Source organism: Microbacterium meiriae (assembly GCF_025143875.1).
Taxonomy (GTDB): Bacteria; Actinomycetota; Actinomycetes; order Actinomycetales; family Microbacteriaceae; genus Microbacterium; species Microbacterium meiriae.
Genome location: NZ_JAMBDU010000002.1, coordinates 167,684 through 182,342, shown reverse-complemented (window position 1 = coordinate 182,342; position 14,659 = coordinate 167,684). Strand labels below are relative to the sequence as shown.

14 protein-coding genes are annotated in these 14,659 nt (G+C 70.9%); 10 read left to right on the top strand and 4 right to left on the bottom strand.

Translation table 11 applies throughout. From position 1 onward, the window contains the following. Positions 1-10: 10 nt before the first annotated feature. On the bottom strand, positions 11-1,324 hold the full coding sequence (locus tag M4D53_RS02380) for an LLM class flavin-dependent oxidoreductase (RefSeq protein WP_259951685.1): 1,314 nt from the start codon (positions 1,322-1,324) through the stop codon (positions 11-13). Then, complete coding sequence (locus M4D53_RS02375; protein WP_259951684.1) at positions 1,321-2,616, bottom strand: O-acetylhomoserine aminocarboxypropyltransferase/cysteine synthase family protein; 1,296 nt, start codon at positions 2,614-2,616, stop codon at positions 1,321-1,323. The genes M4D53_RS02380 and M4D53_RS02375 overlap by 4 nt, the downstream gene beginning before the upstream one ends. 186 nt (positions 2,617-2,802) lie before the next feature. On the opposite strand from M4D53_RS02375, the gene leuC reads away from it, so the two are divergent. The 6 genes from leuC (at position 2,803) to M4D53_RS02345 (ending at position 9,163) form a co-directional block, all read left to right on the top strand. Further along, positions 2,803-4,239: a 3-isopropylmalate dehydratase large subunit gene (gene leuC, locus M4D53_RS02370; protein WP_187663955.1), complete on the top strand. Its 1,437-nt coding sequence runs from the start codon at positions 2,803-2,805 to the stop codon at positions 4,237-4,239. A gap of 2 nt (positions 4,240-4,241) precedes the next feature. Continuing rightward, positions 4,242-4,862 carry a 3-isopropylmalate dehydratase small subunit gene (gene leuD / locus M4D53_RS02365; RefSeq protein ID WP_259951682.1) on the top strand — a complete coding sequence of 207 codons (621 nt, stop codon included), beginning with the start codon at positions 4,242-4,244 and terminating at the stop codon, positions 4,860-4,862. Between the two features lie 61 nt (positions 4,863-4,923). Further along, on the top strand, positions 4,924-6,291 hold the full coding sequence (gene murA, locus M4D53_RS02360; RefSeq protein ID WP_259951680.1) for a UDP-N-acetylglucosamine 1-carboxyvinyltransferase: 1,368 nt from the start codon (positions 4,924-4,926) through the stop codon (positions 6,289-6,291). Between the two features lie 5 nt (positions 6,292-6,296). After that, entirely contained in the window at positions 6,297-7,052 is a 756-nt protein-coding gene (locus M4D53_RS02355; RefSeq protein ID WP_187663958.1) for a lysophospholipid acyltransferase family protein, read from the top strand. Then, the gene (locus M4D53_RS02350; RefSeq protein ID WP_259951679.1) at positions 7,042-8,181 is read left to right on the top strand and encodes an NAD(P)H-dependent glycerol-3-phosphate dehydrogenase; all 1,140 of its coding nucleotides are present in this window, start codon (positions 7,042-7,044) and stop codon (positions 8,179-8,181) included. The genes M4D53_RS02355 and M4D53_RS02350 overlap by 11 nt, the downstream gene beginning before the upstream one ends. Continuing rightward, on the top strand, positions 8,081-9,163 hold the full coding sequence (locus tag M4D53_RS02345; protein WP_259951678.1) for a D-alanine--D-alanine ligase family protein: 1,083 nt from the start codon (positions 8,081-8,083) through the stop codon (positions 9,161-9,163). Before M4D53_RS02350 ends, M4D53_RS02345 begins: the two co-directional genes overlap by 101 nt. 22 nt (positions 9,164-9,185) lie before the next feature. Here the strand turns inward: M4D53_RS02345 and M4D53_RS02340 are convergent, their stop codons facing one another. Next, complete coding sequence (locus tag M4D53_RS02340; protein ID WP_259951677.1) at positions 9,186-9,668, bottom strand: DUF3515 family protein; 483 nt, start codon at positions 9,666-9,668, stop codon at positions 9,186-9,188. A 23-nt stretch (positions 9,669-9,691) separates the two neighbouring features. Between M4D53_RS02340 and thiL the strand changes: the two genes are divergently transcribed. Beyond that, positions 9,692-10,687, top strand: coding sequence for a thiamine-phosphate kinase (gene thiL / locus M4D53_RS02335; RefSeq protein ID WP_259951675.1), 996 nt, complete (start codon positions 9,692-9,694; stop codon positions 10,685-10,687). On the opposite strand, the gene rsmD is transcribed toward thiL, so the two are convergent. Beyond that, the gene (gene rsmD, locus M4D53_RS02330) at positions 10,657-11,271 is read right to left on the bottom strand and encodes a 16S rRNA (guanine(966)-N(2))-methyltransferase RsmD (RefSeq protein WP_259951674.1); all 615 of its coding nucleotides are present in this window, start codon (positions 11,269-11,271) and stop codon (positions 10,657-10,659) included. The genes thiL and rsmD overlap by 31 nt on opposite strands. Positions 11,272-11,331: 60 nt before the next feature. Here rsmD and M4D53_RS02325 point away from each other — a divergent pair, with 60 nt between their 5' ends. From M4D53_RS02325 to M4D53_RS02315, 3 genes are all read left to right on the top strand, one after another. Continuing rightward, entirely contained in the window at positions 11,332-13,506 is a 2,175-nt protein-coding gene (locus M4D53_RS02325; RefSeq protein WP_187663964.1) for an ATP-dependent DNA helicase RecG, read from the top strand. A gap of 31 nt (positions 13,507-13,537) precedes the next feature. Next, positions 13,538-14,035 carry a pantetheine-phosphate adenylyltransferase gene (coaD, locus tag M4D53_RS02320; protein WP_259951673.1) on the top strand — a complete coding sequence of 166 codons (498 nt, stop codon included), beginning with the start codon at positions 13,538-13,540 and terminating at the stop codon, positions 14,033-14,035. 129 nt (positions 14,036-14,164) lie between these two features. Continuing rightward, positions 14,165-14,659, top strand: coding sequence for a YceD family protein (locus tag M4D53_RS02315; RefSeq protein ID WP_025103319.1), 495 nt, complete (start codon positions 14,165-14,167; stop codon positions 14,657-14,659).

The window sequence follows — 14,659 nt, the reverse complement described above, 5'->3', positions numbered from 1 at the left end:
GCGGAGCGGGTCAGAACGACTGCAGGTTGGCCTGCAGGCCGCCGTCCGCGTACTCGCGCCGGAGCAGCCCGCGGCGGCGGAGGATCGGCACCAGCTCGTCGAGCGTGCGATGCAGGGTCACGGGGTGGAAGTCGCCCCAGAGCAGCACGCCGTCGTTGCCCCACTCACCGAGCTCCTCGACGAGATCGGCGAACTCCTCTGCGGTGCCCACGAAACCGCTGCGGTCGTGCAGCCGGCCGGTGCGGGCGAGTGCGGTGAGGTGCGCGCGGAGCGGGGCATCCTCTCCGCGGTCGCCGATCAGCCGCTGGATGCTCCCGCGGGAGACATGGGCTCCGAAGACCGAAGGGTCGAGGGGACGGTCCAGATCGAGGGCCGTGAGATCGGTCTCCAGATCACTCGACTGCTTCCGGGCGATCTGCGCGAGTGCGGCGTCGTCCGGGTGTGCGGAGGCGGCCACGATCCGGTCGGCCTCCTCGGCGGACGCCGTGATCACGGGCTGGATCGCGAAGAGGATCTTGACGTCCTCGGCACGGCGTCCCCGGGCGATCGCGGCGTCGTACACGCGCTGCCGATACTCCCGTACCGCCTTCTCGTGCAGCGGTGCGAGCGCGAGCTGGACGTCCGAGTTGGCACCCGCGAACGCCAGGCCGCGCCCCGAGCCGCCGGGGGAGACGATGGCCGGCTCCCCGTCCGTGAAGGGCAGGGCGTTCAAGGGGCCGTCGAAGTCGTAGTGCGCCCCGCGGTGCTGCACCGGGCGCATGCGGGTGCCGTCCGCATAGACGCCGGAGCCGGGATCGGCGACCAGGGCGCCCTCGTCCCAGCTCCGCCAGAGCGCGCGGATGCCGGCGAGCCATTCCTCGGCACGGTCGTACGCCTCGTCGTGGCCGAGCTGCGGGGCCGCGGAGAAGTGGCGGGCGCTGCCGGTGTCGGTGACCACGTTGAGGCCGAGCCGGTGCCCGCTCAGATGCTGCAGCGTCGCGAACTGGCGCGCCGACGTGTACGGCAGCGAGGCCGCCGGATTCACGGTCGGCACCACTCCGAGATGACGGGTCGCCTGGAAGAGGTACGGGGCGAGCAGCAGGGGATCGTGCTTCGGGCCGCCGAACGCGTGACGCACGCGCAGATCGATCGTCTCCGCCGAGCCGAGGGAGGGGCTGTCCTCGACGATCACGAGGTCGAATCCGGCCTGCTCGAGGGTGCGCGCGGCTTCCTGGTAGATCTCCGGTCGCGTCCAGTCGTAGTCCCAGTCCAGGGACGGATAGCCCCACCCCTGAGGGCCGAAGCCCCGGGCGAGGAACCACCCGAAGTGCTGCAGGCGGCTCATGCCACCGTCTCCCGGACGCTCTCGAGCACCCGCGCCAGATCCCCGATCAGGTCGTCGACGTCCTCGATGCCGATCGACAGTCGGAGCGTGCCGGGGCCCACACCGAGGATCCGGCGCTCCTCGTCGGTGCGCTGCGCATGGCTGGTCGTACCCGGGTGCAGCACGAGCGACCGCACGTCGCCGATGTGGGTCATGTGCGTGAAGACCGACACCTCCTCCACGAAGCGACGGGCCGCGGGCAGGCCGCCGCGCAGGGTGAAGGTGAAGATCGAGCCGAAGCCGCCGTCGAGGTAACGCACCGCGGTCTCGTGGTGCGGGTGCGTGGGCAGGCCGACGTAGTCCACGCTCTCCACGGCGTCATGCGCGGCGAGCCAGCGTGCGACGGCGAGGGCGTTCTGCGACTGCCGCTCCACGCGCAGGCCGAGCGTCTCGGTGCCCTGGCCGATCAGGAACGCGTTGAGGGGCGAGGGCGAGGCACCGAACCGCGGAGCCACCGACTCTCTGGCGTACCCGATGCGCGCGCGGCCGCCGTGCCGGGCGAAGACGCTGGGGGCGCCGCCCCGTCCCGGCAGCACGAGGTGCGGGGCGTTGTGCCCGGCGCGGTCGGCATCGAATCGGCCGTCATCGATCACCACGCCGCCGAGAACCGCGCCCTGACCCGCGAGGAACTTCGACGCCGAGTGCACCACGATGGCTGCGCCGTGCTCCAGCGGCCGGAGGAGCGCCGGGGTGGCCAGGGTGTTGTCGACGATCAGCGGAACGGCGATCTCGTCGGCCACCGCGCTCACCGCCGCGACGTCGAGGAAGTCGTTCCGCGCGTTCGCGAGCGATTCCGCGAACAGGGCCCTGGTCGTCGGGCGCACGGCCTCCCGCCAGGCATCCGGGTCCGCGATGTCGTCCACGAACGTCGTCTCGATGCCGAGTCTGGCGAGGTTGTCCAGGAACAGCCCGCGGGTGCCCTCGTAGATGTGGGTCGAGGAGACGATGTGATCGCCCGCCCCCACGACCGAGAGCAGGGCGGTCGTCACGGCGGCCTGTCCGCTGGCCACGAGTACGGCGTCCGCACCGGATTCCAGGCTCGCCAGCTGCCGCTCCACCGCGTGCACCGTCGGATTGCCGGTGCGCGTGTACCCGAATCCGGTACCGGTGCCGAAGTGGTCGGCGGCGTGATCGAAGTCGTCGAACTCGAAACCGGCCGTCAGGTAGATCGGCGTCACGCGGGAGGCGGCAGCGGCCCGGCCTCTCGCGGCGTGGACGGCGCGGGTGGCGAAGCGGGCGGTGTCGACGGTCATGCGGGGCCTCTCGGTCGGCGGGTGAGCAACAGAGTGTCACGGCGTGTCTCGGCGTGTCCGAGCGGTGGTAACCTGACGTCATGCGGACCGTGCTCCTTCTTAGCGGCCGCGGCGAGACCTCGATCTGAGCCCCTCCTCGTCGCGGAGTCCATCGTGGGCCGAACCGCCATCCACAGGAGACACGCCATGACCACCACCGCCGGTGCGGATTCCGCACGCCCCAGGACGCTCGCCGAGAAGGTCTGGGACGACCACCTCGTCGTCAAGGGCGAGGACGGCCAGCCCGACCTCATCTACATCGACCTGCATCTCGTGCATGAGGTCACCAGCCCGCAGGCCTTCGACGGCCTCCGCAGCGAGGGGCGGCCGCTCCGGCGGCTCGACCTGACGATCGCCACGGAGGACCACAACACGCCGACGTGGGAGATCGACAAACCCATCGCCGATCTCACCAGCCGCACGCAGATCGAGACGCTGCGCCGCAACGCCGCCGAGTTCGGCGTGCGCCTGCACTCGCTGGGGGACGCGGAGCAGGGCATCGTGCACGTCGTCGGCCCGCAGCTCGGCCTCACCATGCCCGGGATCACCGTGGTCTGCGGCGACTCGCACACCTCGACGCACGGCGCGTTCGGCGCGATGGCGTTCGGCATCGGCACCAGCGAGGTCGAGCACGTCATGGCGACCCAGACCCTGCCGTTGAAGCCGTTCAAGACGATGGCGATCACCGTCGAGGGCACGCTGCGTCCCGGCGTCACCGCGAAGGACATCATCCTCGCCGTGATCGCCAAGATCGGGACCGGCGGCGGTCAGGGCTACGTGCTCGAGTACCGTGGCAGCGCGATCCGCGCGCTCTCCATGGAGGGCCGCATGACGATCTGCAACATGTCGATCGAGGCGGGGGCCCGCGCGGGCATGGTGGCTCCGGACGAGACGACCTTCGCCTACCTCGAGGGGCGTCCGCACGCGCCGAAGGGGCAGGACTGGGACGACGCGGTCGCCTACTGGCGCACCCTGCCGACCGATGAAGGTGCCACCTTCGACGCCGAGGTCTTCATCGACGCCGACGAGCTGGAGCCGTTCGTGACGTGGGGAACGAACCCCGGGCAGGGCAGCTCGCTCTCCGCCGCGGTGCCGAACCCCGCGGAGATCGCCGACCCCAACGAGCGCGCAGCCGCCGAGCGTGCACTGGAATACATGGACCTGACGCCGGGTACCCCCCTCAAGGAGGTCCCGGTCGACGCGGTGTTCATGGGCTCGTGCACGAACAGCCGCATCGAGGACCTCCGCGCCTTCGCCTCCATCATCCAGGGCAAGAAGAAGGCCGACGGTGTGCGGGTGATGGTCGTTCCCGGCTCAGCCCGCGTGCGACTGGAGGCCGAGGCCGAGGGCCTGGACCGGATCATCAAGGACTTCGGGGCGGAGTGGCGCTTCGCGGGGTGCTCGATGTGCCTGGGCATGAACCCCGATCAGCTCGCCCCGGGGGAGCGCTGCGCTTCCACCTCGAACCGCAACTTCGAAGGACGCCAGGGCAAGGGGGGCCGCACGCACCTCGTGTCCCCTCTCGTCGCGGCGGCGACCGCCATCCGCGGCACCCTGTCCAGCCCGAGCGACCTGGAGGCCTGACCATGGAGAAGTTCATCACCCACACGGGCATCGCCGCGCCGCTGAAGCGGTCGAACGTCGACACCGACCAGATCATCCCGGCGGTGTTCCTCAAGCGCGTCACCAAGACCGGCTTCGAGGACGCGCTGTTCCACGGCTGGCGGCAGGACCCCGGGTTCGTGCTCAACCAGGCGCCGTACCAGGGGGCGTCCGTCCTCGTCGCCGGACCCGATTTCGGTACGGGTTCCAGCCGTGAGCACGCCGTGTGGGCGCTCCGCGACTTCGGCTTCAAGGTCGTGCTGAGCCCCCGCTTCGCCGACATCTTCCGCGGGAACGCGGGCAAGCAGGGACTCCTCGCCGCGACCATCTCGGAGGCGGATCTGGAGCGGTTCTGGGCCGTCATGGACGCCGATCCCGGCGCGCGGATGACGGTCGACCTCGAGGCGCGCACCGCTTCCATCGGCGACCCGACCGGGGGCGCGGAGGCCGGCTTCCAGGCCGACATCGGGATCGACGATTACACTAGATGGCGGCTCCTCGAAGGGCTCGATGACATCGGGCTCACGCTGCGCAACGAAGACAAGATCGCGCAGTTCGAGGCCCGTCGCGAGTCGTGGCGGCCGCGGACCCTTCCCGTCCAGTGAGACGGAGGGGGCGGGGGAGCCAGGGGTAACCCCGCCCCCGATGAATGAAGTGAGGCCCCGAATGACGACACCCGTGCGCGACGCTCTCTCCGACGACGTCCCCGCGCTGACCGGAGACGTCCTCGCCATCCGCGGAGGCCGTCCGCTGCGCGGACGCGTCGACGTCAAGGGCGCGAAGAACCTCGCCACCAAGGCGATGGTCGCGTCTCTGCTCGGGGAGACCACGAGCGTCCTGCGCGACGTGCCGGCCATCAGCGACGTCGCCGTGGTGCGCTCGCTGCTCGAGGTGCACGGCGTCCGCGTGTCGGAGGGCGACGAGCCCGGCTCCCTGGTGTTCGACCCCAGCGACGTCGAGTCGGCCCACTTCGAGGAGATCGACGCGCATGCGGGCGCCTCCCGGATCCCGATCCTGTTCTGCGGTCCGCTCCTGCACCGCCTCGGCCAGGCGTTCATCCCCGACCTCGGCGGCTGCCGCATCGGCGACCGGCCGATCGACTTCCACCTGGACGCGCTGCGGAAGTTCGGCGCGATCGTCGAGAAGCTCCCCAGCGGCATCCGCCTCTCGACCGGCGGGGCCCGTCTGCACGGTGCCAACATCCACCTCCCGTACCCGAGCGTCGGCGCCACGGAGCAGGTGCTCCTCACCGCTGTGCGGGCGGAGGGCATCACCGAGCTGCGCAACGCGGCGATCGAGCCCGAGATCATGGACCTCATCGCCGTCCTGCAGAAGATGGGCGCGATCATCTCCTACGAGCCCAACCGCGTCATCCTCATCGAGGGCGTCGAGAAGCTCCGCGGCTACGACCACCGGTCGATCTTCGATCGCAACGAGGCGACCTCGTGGGCCTCGGCCGCTCTGGCCACCGACGGCGAGATCTTCGTCGGCGGCGCGAAGCAGCAGGAGATGCTCACCTTCCTCAACGTCTTCCGGAAGGCGGGCGGCTGGTTCGACATCCAGGAGGACGGCATCCTCTTCCGTCGCGACGGCGACATCAAGCCGGTCGTGATCGAGACCGACGTGCACCCCGGCTTCATGACCGACTGGCAGCAGCCGCTCGTGGTCGCGCTCACCCAGGCGCACGGCCGCTCCGTCGTGCACGAGACCGTGTACGAGAACCGCATGGGCTTCACCGAGGCGCTCGTCAAGATGGGCGCCGACATCGTCGTGCACCCGCGCGGGCTGCAGGACGGCCCGCGGCGCGTGCCGCGTCGTGACCTGGAGCAGGCCGCCGTCATCACGGGCCCGACGCCGCTCCACGGCGCCGACATCGTCGTCCCCGATCTGCGCGGTGGCTACAGCCACGTGATCGCGGCGCTGACGGCCACGGGCGAGTCGAAGGTGTCGGGGGTCGACATCCTGAGCCGCGGATACGAGAAGTTCCTCGCCAAGCTCGACGCGCTCGGCGCCGACTTCGACGTCATCCGGTGAGCCCCATGGCGTCCCGGTCTCCGGAGAAGACGCGTCCGAGCGTCTTCTGGCCGCTCGCGGCGATCGTCGTCCCGGTGGTGTCGCTGATCGCGAAGATCCGGATCGTCGGTGCGGAGAAGCTGCCGCGCGAGGGCTCATTCGTCCTCGCGCCGAACCACTACTCGGAGTTCGATCCGCTGATCGTCGCCATGGCGGTCTGGCGGATCGGGCGCGCCCCGCGGTTCATGGCCAAGGAGAGCCTCTTCCGGGTCCCCGTCCTCGGATGGTTCCTGCGCAAGACGGGGATGATCCCGGTCGCGCGCACGTCCTCGGCGTCCTCCGCGAAGCAGACGATGGCCCAGTCGGCGGCTCTCGTGGAGCACGGTCGCGGTGTCATCGTGTACCCGGAGGGCACGCTCACCCGAGACCCCGACATGTGGCCGATGCGCGGCAAGTCGGGAGCGGTGCGGCTCGCCCTCGCCGACGGCATCCCGCTGATCCCGATGGCCCAGTGGGGGACTCAGGCGATCATGGGCCGCTACCAGAAGGGGCTCAGCCTCTGGCCGCTCCGGAAGCCCGTCACCGTGATCATCGGCGACCCCGTCGACGTGTCCGACCTCCGCGGTCGCGCCGGCGAGCCGGCGGCGCTGACGGAGGCCACCAACCGCCTCATGAACGCGATCACCGCGCTGCTGGAGCAGGTGCGCGGCGAGAAGGCCCCCGCGGAGCGCTGGAATCCGGCGAGCCACGGCCAGAAGGAGACCGGACGCCTTGACCCCTAAGAGAACCGCGCCGGCCGGACCCCGCGTCGCCGTGATCGGCGCCGGCAGCTGGGGCACCACGTTCGGCAAGATCCTCGCCGACGGCGGCGCTCACGTGACGATGTGGGCGCGCCGTGCGGAGCTGGCGCACGAGATCGATGAGGCGAAGCGCAACTCGCGCTACCTGCCCGGCATCAACCTGCCCCGCACGATGGCGGCCACGCATGAGCTGGCGACCGCCCTCGAGGGCGTCGACCAGGTGTACCTGTCCGTGCCGAGTCAGTCGCTGCGGGAGAACCTCAAGGCGCTGCGCCCGCTGATCGCTTCGGGCGACGCGAAGATCGTCAGCCTCATGAAGGGCGTCGAGCGTGGCACCGGACTGCGCATGAGTCAGGTGATCCAGCAGGAGCTGCAGTGCGATCCCGACCGGGTCGCCGTCGCCTCCGGCCCCAACCTCGCGCTGGAGATCGCGCGGGAGCAGCCGACCGCGGCCGTGATCTCGTCGCGCAGCCAGGAGACGGCGGACGTCGTGGCCCGCGCCGCGCGCAACTCCTACTTCCGCACGTTCGTGAACACCGACGTCATCGGCACGGAGTTCGGCGGGGTGCTCAAGAACCTCATCGCCGTCGCCATCGGGATCGTCGACGGCGTGGGCTACGGCGAGAACACGAAGGCCTCGATCATCACCCGCGGCCTCGTCGAGATGACCGACTTCGCGGTGGCGAACGGTGCCCAGCCGGAGACCCTGCAGGGACTGGCGGGGCTCGGCGACCTCATCGCGACGTGTCAGTCGCCGCTGAGCCGCAACAACACGGCCGGGCGGCTGCTCGGACAGGGATACAGCTTCCAGGATGTGGTGAAGCAGATGCAGCAGACGGCGGAGGGTCTGGCCTCGGTCGCCCCCGTGCTGCAGCTCGCCCGCGAAGCCGATGTGCACATGCCGATCGTGGAGCAGGTGAAGATGGTGCTCGACGGCAAGATGGATCCCCGGGACATCGCCCCGCATCTGACGACGGACGACGACACCCCGCAGGGGGAGAGGACCAACCATGGACAAGCAGACGGTGGTGGTGCTCTTCGGAGGGCGCTCCAGCGAGCATTCGATCAGTTCCGCAACGGCGGGGGGAGTGCTGGGCGCGATCGATCGTGACCGGTATGCCGTGATCCCGGTGGGGATCACCCGCGAGGGCGCCTTCGTCCTGGAGGACGACGATCCGGCGAAGTTCCCGCTGGACGCCGCGCACCTGCCCGAGGTCGTGGACAACGGCACCCGGGTGCTCTGGCCGGAGCCCGGCGGCGACCGCACTCTGCGCGTCGTGCACCCGGGCGGCGCGACCGAGGGGCTGGGCGAGATCGACGTGGTCCTGCCGATCCTGCACGGACCCCACGGCGAGGACGGCACCATCCAGGGCTACTTCGACACGCTCGAGGTGCCCTATGCCGGCGGCGGCGTGCTCGACTCGGCGCTGTGCATGGACAAGCACTTCATGAAGATCGCGCTGCGGGCCGCTGGCATCTCGGTGGCACCGGGCGTGACCGTGCGCCGCCGCGAGTGGGACGTCGACCCTGCGGCCGTGCGCCGCCGTGCTGTCGAGCTCGGCCTGCCCGTCTTCGTCAAGCCGGCGCGCGCCGGATCGAGCGTCGGCGTCTCGAAGGTGACGGCTCCGGAGGAGCTCGACGCCGCCCTCGCCATCGCCTTCGCCGAGGATGACAAGGTCCTCATCGAGGCCGGTGTCACCGGGCGGGAGATCGAGGTCGCGGTCCTGGAGACCGCCGACGGCGTCCGCGCCTCCCTTCCGGGGGAGATCGTGCTGACCGACCGCGGCTTCTACGACTTCGAGGGCAAGTACCTCGGTGGCGACGGCGTCGATGTGGTGTGCCCCGCGGAGCTGAGCGAGGCGGAGGTGGCGGCCGTCCAGGAGGCCGGCGTGCGTGCCTTCCAGGCGGTGGACGGTCGTGGCCTCGCCCGCGTCGACATGTTCCTCACCCCGGACGGCGAGCTCGTCGTCAACGAGCTCAACACCATGCCCGGATTCACGCCCATCTCGATGTTCCCGAAGTGCTGGGTCGCCTCAGGGCTGAGCTACGGCGATCTCATCACCGAACTGGTCGAGGCGGGTCTGCGCCGCTGACATCGGCGTTCCCTGCGGGCGCTCAGCTCGCGGGGAACTCCACCCGGTCCGTGCACTGCGTGGTGGCCGGTGCGAGTCCGGACTGGATGTTCGACGAGAGGCTGTCGACGATCGACTGGAAGTCGACCTGCTCGCCGCGGCGGATGATGACCTCGATGGCGGGCTCCCGACCGTAGGTGACGAGGCGCTGGCGCTCGTCTTCCTGCTCCAGGACCAACCAGTCGACGCCACCGAGGGTGGTGCAGACGAGGTCGGACGGGGCGGGCGGCTCCACGCCGCAACGCAGGACGACCGTGGGATCGCCCCACGCGCCTGTCGCCTGCGCGTCGGTCCACACCCGCTCGTAGCCGCCGACGGTGTCCGGCAGGAGCACGGAGACGTTCGCGCAGGCCGGGTCGTTCGCGTCCTCCGCGGGCTCGAGATGCACGGTGGTGGAGCATCCGGCGAGTCCGGCGGCGAGGGTGATCGACCCCGCGACGGCAGCGAGGCGGCGGGAACGAAGCATGCATCCAGGCTACCTTTGACGACATGCCCTCCCGACCCGACTCCGACGATCCGCGCCTGGGAGATCTCTCGGAGGGCCGCATCCTCCGCGCCATCCTCCAGCGCACCGCGCCCGGCGCGCACACGCTCCTCGGGCCGGGTGACGACGCCGCCGTCATCGCGGCTCCCTCCGCCTCCGTCGTCGCGACGACCGACACCCTCGTGCACGGGCCGGACTTCCGCCTCGCCTGGACGAGCGGCTACGACCTCGGGTGGAAGGCGGCGGCGGTCAACCTCGCCGACATCGCCGCCATGGGCGCGCGTCCCACCGCCCTGCTCGTGGCTCTCGCCGTGCCGCGTGAGCTCCGGTTGTCCTTCGTGGAGCGCCTGGCTGACGGCTTCCGCGAGGCCTGCGCGGCGCTCGCCCCCGGGTGCGCGGTCGTCGGCGGCGACCTCACGGTGTCCGAGGTGCTCACGGTCGCCGTGACGGCACTGGGCGACCTCGAAGGCCGCCCTCCGGTGACCAGGGCGGGGGCGCGACCGGGCGACGTCGTCGCCGTGGCGGGGGAGCTGGGCCATGCCGCGCACGGACTGGCGGTGCTGTTCGGACGCTTCCGGGACGGCGAGACGCCGGTGCCGGTCGATCCTCCGGCCCTCGCGGCGGGGGAGAGCGCCGCGGTCGCCGCGCAGCTGCGACCATCCCCGCCCATCGGCCTCGGCGTCGCCGCGGCGGCCGCCGGCGCGACCGCGATGATGGACGTCTCGGACGGCCTCGCCCTCGATGCGCGTCGCCTTGCGGAGGCCTCCGGCGTCACCCTCGCGCTGGACGGCGCGGCGCTCGGTGCGAACCCGGAGCGGGCGCTCGCGGGCGGTGAGGACCATGCGCTGCTCGCGACGTTCCCGGACGGCGTGCTGCCGCCGGGGTTCCGCGCGATCGGTGTCGTGCGGTCGCGCGGCGACGAGGACCTGCTCTGCGACGACCGTCCTGTGGATGTGAGCGGCTGGGATCCCTACCGGGACTGGGATTCCGTCTCCGGCTGAACGGCCGCGGACGCCGGCTCGTCGCGGTCCGGCTCGGCCCACCAGAGGGTGGTGTCGCCGTAGGTCTTCTCCCGGAACACGCGGAGCCCGGCCGCCGTGAAGTCGGGGGTCGGGGAACGGCGGGCACGCTCGACGACCACGACGGCGTCGTCGCTGAGCAGCGGAGCGAGGGCGGCCAGGTCACCGTCCATCGCCTCGTCGTCGATGTCGTACGGCGGATCCGTGAACACGAGGTCGTACGACCCGGACGCTCGGCCGAGGAACGCCCGGACGGTCGCCTCCTGGACCTTCGCGGACGCGGCGCCGGATGCCTTCGTCACTGCCGCGACGTTGCGGCGTACGACGGCTGCCGCCTGCCGGTTGCGCTCCACGAGGTCGGCGCTTCGGGCGCCGCGGCTCAGGGCCTCGAGCCCGAGCGCGCCGGAGCCCGCGTAGAGGTCGAGCACCCTGGCACCCGCGATCGCGTCGAGCGACTCCAGGGCGCCGAACAGCGACTCGCGCACGCGATCGCTCGTCGGCCGTGTCCCGGCACCGGGGACGTCGAGCCGGGTGCCGCGTGCCGTTCCGGCGATGATCCTCGTCACCCGTTCACGATACGACAGGGCGCGGGCGGTCGTGTCCGTGCGGTTCCCTAGACTCGGAGCATGTCGCTCACGCTCGAATCCTCGCTGGAGGAGGCCCTCGGTGCGGCGTCGGCCAAGACGCTCGACCGCGCCTTCGGCATGAAGACCGTCGGCGACCTGCTCGCGCACTATCCGCGTCGGTACGCCGACCCCGGCGAGCTCACCCCCATCCGCGACCTCCCCATCGGGGAGACCGTCACCATCGTCGCGGAGGTCCTCTCGTCGAGCTTCCGTCGGATGCGCAACCGGCCGGGAGCCATGGTCGACGTCGTCATCGGCGACGGCGTCGGTCGCATGTCGTTGACCTTCTTCGCGAAGAACGTCGGCGCAGCGGAATGGCGCTCCAAGGATCTGGCGGTCGGACGCCGTGGCGTGTTCTCCGGCAAGGTCGGCGAGTTCAACGGGATGACCCAGTTCGCCCACCCGGAGTACGAACTGTTCGACGACGAGGACGCGGCGCGGCGGCGTGCCGATGCCAGGGCAGCCGTGCCGATCCCGATCTACCCGGCCACCTCCGCGATCCAGACGTGGCAGATCGCCCGGCTCGTCGGTCGTGTCCTGGACGACCTCCCGACCGTGCCGGACCCGCTGACCCCGGAGATCCGCACCCGCGAGGAGCTGCTGACGGCGCGGGAGGCGCTGGAGGCGATCCACCGCCCGCGCTCCCGCAACGACATCGATCCCGCGGTGCGCACATTGCGCATGCACGAGGCGCTGACCCTGCAGACGGCCCTGCTCCAGCAGCGTGACGCGGTGCGGGCTCTGGCCGCCACCTCGCGGCCGGCGACCCCAGGCGGCCTCCTGGAACGCTTCGACGCCGCCCTGCCCTATACGCTCACGCCCGACCAGGAGACGGTCGGTGCGCAGATCGCAGACGACCTCGTCGGCTCCTGGCCGATGAACCGACTGGTGCAGGGCGAGGTCGGTTCGGGAAAGACGCTGGTGGCCCTGCGGGCGATGCTGCAGGTCGCCGAGAGCGGGGGACAGGCGGCTCTGATCGCGCCGACGGAGGTCCTCGCGGGGCAGCATCTGCGTTCGATCACGAAGATGCTCGGTCCGCAGCTCGCCCCCCTGCTGATGCCGACCCTGCTCACCGGGCAGATGCCGGCTGCCGACCGTCGCAAGGCCGCGCTGCGCGTCGCCTCCGGCCAGGCGCTGATCGTGGTCGGCACCCATGCGCTCCTCGGGGAGAAGACCACGTTCGCCGACCTCGGGCTGGTCGTGGTCGACGAGCAGCATCGGTTCGGGGTCGAGCAGCGGGAGGCGCTGCGTGCGAAGGGATCCAGCCCGCACGCGCTCGTCCTCACCGCGACGCCCATCCCGCGGACGGTCGCGATGACGGTCTTCGGCGACCTCGACACCTCGGTCATCCGCACGATGCCGGCCGGCCGCGCCGGCATCGAGTCGTACGTCGCGCCGTTGGCCGAGCATCCCGGCTGGTTCAACCGGGTGTGGGAACGGGCAGCGGAGGAGATCGCGCAGGGCCGGCAGGTGTTCGCTGTCTGCGCGGCCATCGACACCGCAGCGAAGACGGCCGAGGCGGGGGAGCAGGCGCTGCTCGCCCCCGAGGGCGGCAAGGGCCCCCGCTGGGGCGTGGTCCAGCTCGACGAGGCCTTGGCCACCCATCCGACCCTCGGCGGGCTCCGGCGGGCGGTGCTCCACGGGAAGATGCCCTCCGAGGAGAAGGACGCCGTCATGCAGGCCTTCGCTCGCGGGGAGATCGACCTCCTCCTCGCGACGACCGTGATCGAGGTGGGCGTGGACGTCCCCAACGCCTCGACGATGATCGTGCTGGACGCGGACCGCTTCGGGGTCTCCCAGCTGCACCAGCTCCGCGGTCGGGTGGGCCGAGGAGGGGTTCCGGGACTCTGTCTTCTCGTCACCGAGGCCGAGGCCGGATCGGTGGCCCGCGAGCGTGTCGACGCGGTCGCCGCCACCCTCGACGGCTTCGCGCTGGCCGAGGTCGACCTCGAACTCCGCGGCGAGGGCGACGTGCTCGGCGCGGCACAGGCCGGGGTGCGGTCGTCCCTCAAACTGCTGCGCGTCGTCAAGGACGCCGCCCTCATCACCCGGGCTCGCGAGCTCGCGGAGGACATCCTCGCCATCGACCCCGAGCTGGCGGCGCATCCCGGGCTCCGGGAGGCCATCGGACGGCGCGTCACCGACGAGGATCGCGCGGCCCTCGCGAAGAACTGATCGCCGTTCCGGGTGCCCTAGGCTGGATGCCATGAGCAGCCGGATCGCCGTCGTCCCGGGTTCCTTCGATCCGCCGACCCTGGGTCACCTCGACGTGATCCGGCGTGCGGCCGCCCTCTACGACGAGCTGCACGTGCTCGTCGTGCACAACCCGGGCAAAGAGGCGATGCTGCCGATCGCGCAGCGGCTGGCACTCCTGGAGCGCTCGATCGCCGAGGACGGCATGGCGGGCAACATCGTCATCGGGTCCTGGAGCATGGGTCTGCTCGTCGACTACGCGCGCGATGTGAACGCCGGCGTGCTCGTGAAGGGGATCCGCTCGCAGGTCGACGTGGCGTACGAGTCGCCGATGGCGATCGTCAACCGGCACCTCGCCGACATCGAGACCGTCTTCCTGCTCCCTGACCCCGCGCATGCGATGGTCTCGAGCTCCCTGGTGCGGCAGGTCGCGAGCCTCGGTGGAGACGTGTCGCCTTTCGTGCCGCCGGCGGTCGCCTCGTTCCTCGACACCGGCGCGCGCGGGATCTGATCCGCGTCCCGCTCCCGGCGGTCTCCCGGCCCTCCTCTCCGGTGACCCGGGTAGCATGGCGGGGTGCGTTCCCGACTCAACAGCCCTTTCGTCCTCCCCGTCCGTGACATCGTCCGGCGCCCGGGGGAGATGCGCGAGCACTCCTTCTCGGTGCCCCTGACGGAGCAGTGGGGGGAGGGCATCGTCTCCTTCGAAGCGGGCTCGGAGCTCGATCTCGACGTGCGCCTGGAGTCCGTCCACGAGGGCATCCTCGTCACCGGAGAGGCGGAGGGCGAGTACGTCGGCGTGTGCGGTCGATGCCTCACCGACATCGCCCGGCCCGTCGAAGTCGAGTTCCAGGAGCTTTTCGCGTATCCTGGTGAGGAAGAAACTGACTTCGAGGTTCAAGACGACCACGTGGATCTTGAAACTCTCGTCAGGGATGCGGCCGTTTTGGCCCTTCCTTTTCAGCCGGTGTGTCAGCCGGATTGCCTCGGGCTCGACCCGGTCACAGGCGAGAGGCTGACCGAGAGCACCGGAACGGAGCAGGCCGCTCCCATCGATCCTCGGTGGAGCGCGCTCCAGCAGATCACAGACCAGGACGGCACGGCAGAACGCGGTGCCGCCGAGAAAGAAGAGAGCTAG

What these genes read in the sequence shown, in the direction of transcription:
- M4D53_RS02345 (WP_259951678.1), top strand. Translation starts at nt 8,081, where the DNA reads ATGGACAAGCAGACGGTGGTGGTGCTCTTCGGAGGGCGCTCCAGCGAG.
- M4D53_RS02315 (WP_025103319.1), top strand. Translation starts at nt 14,165, where the DNA reads ATGCGCGAGCACTCCTTCTCGGTGCCCCTGACGGAGCAGTGGGGGGAG.
- leuD (WP_259951682.1), top strand. Translation starts at nt 4,242, where the DNA reads ATGGAGAAGTTCATCACCCACACGGGCATCGCCGCGCCGCTGAAGCGG.
- leuC (WP_187663955.1), top strand. Translation starts at nt 2,803, where the DNA reads ATGACCACCACCGCCGGTGCGGATTCCGCACGCCCCAGGACGCTCGCC.
- M4D53_RS02375 (WP_259951684.1), bottom strand. Translation starts at nt 2,616, where the DNA reads ATGACCGTCGACACCGCCCGCTTCGCCACCCGCGCCGTCCACGCCGCG.
- M4D53_RS02355 (WP_187663958.1), top strand. Translation starts at nt 6,297, where the DNA reads ATGGCGTCCCGGTCTCCGGAGAAGACGCGTCCGAGCGTCTTCTGGCCG.
- murA (WP_259951680.1), top strand. Translation starts at nt 4,924, where the DNA reads ATGACGACACCCGTGCGCGACGCTCTCTCCGACGACGTCCCCGCGCTG.
- M4D53_RS02340 (WP_259951677.1), bottom strand. Translation starts at nt 9,668, where the DNA reads ATGCTTCGTTCCCGCCGCCTCGCTGCCGTCGCGGGGTCGATCACCCTC.
- M4D53_RS02380 (WP_259951685.1), bottom strand. Translation starts at nt 1,324, where the DNA reads ATGAGCCGCCTGCAGCACTTCGGGTGGTTCCTCGCCCGGGGCTTCGGC.
- thiL (WP_259951675.1), top strand. Translation starts at nt 9,692, where the DNA reads ATGCCCTCCCGACCCGACTCCGACGATCCGCGCCTGGGAGATCTCTCG.
- M4D53_RS02325 (WP_187663964.1), top strand. Translation starts at nt 11,332, where the DNA reads ATGTCGCTCACGCTCGAATCCTCGCTGGAGGAGGCCCTCGGTGCGGCG.
- coaD (WP_259951673.1), top strand. Translation starts at nt 13,538, where the DNA reads ATGAGCAGCCGGATCGCCGTCGTCCCGGGTTCCTTCGATCCGCCGACC.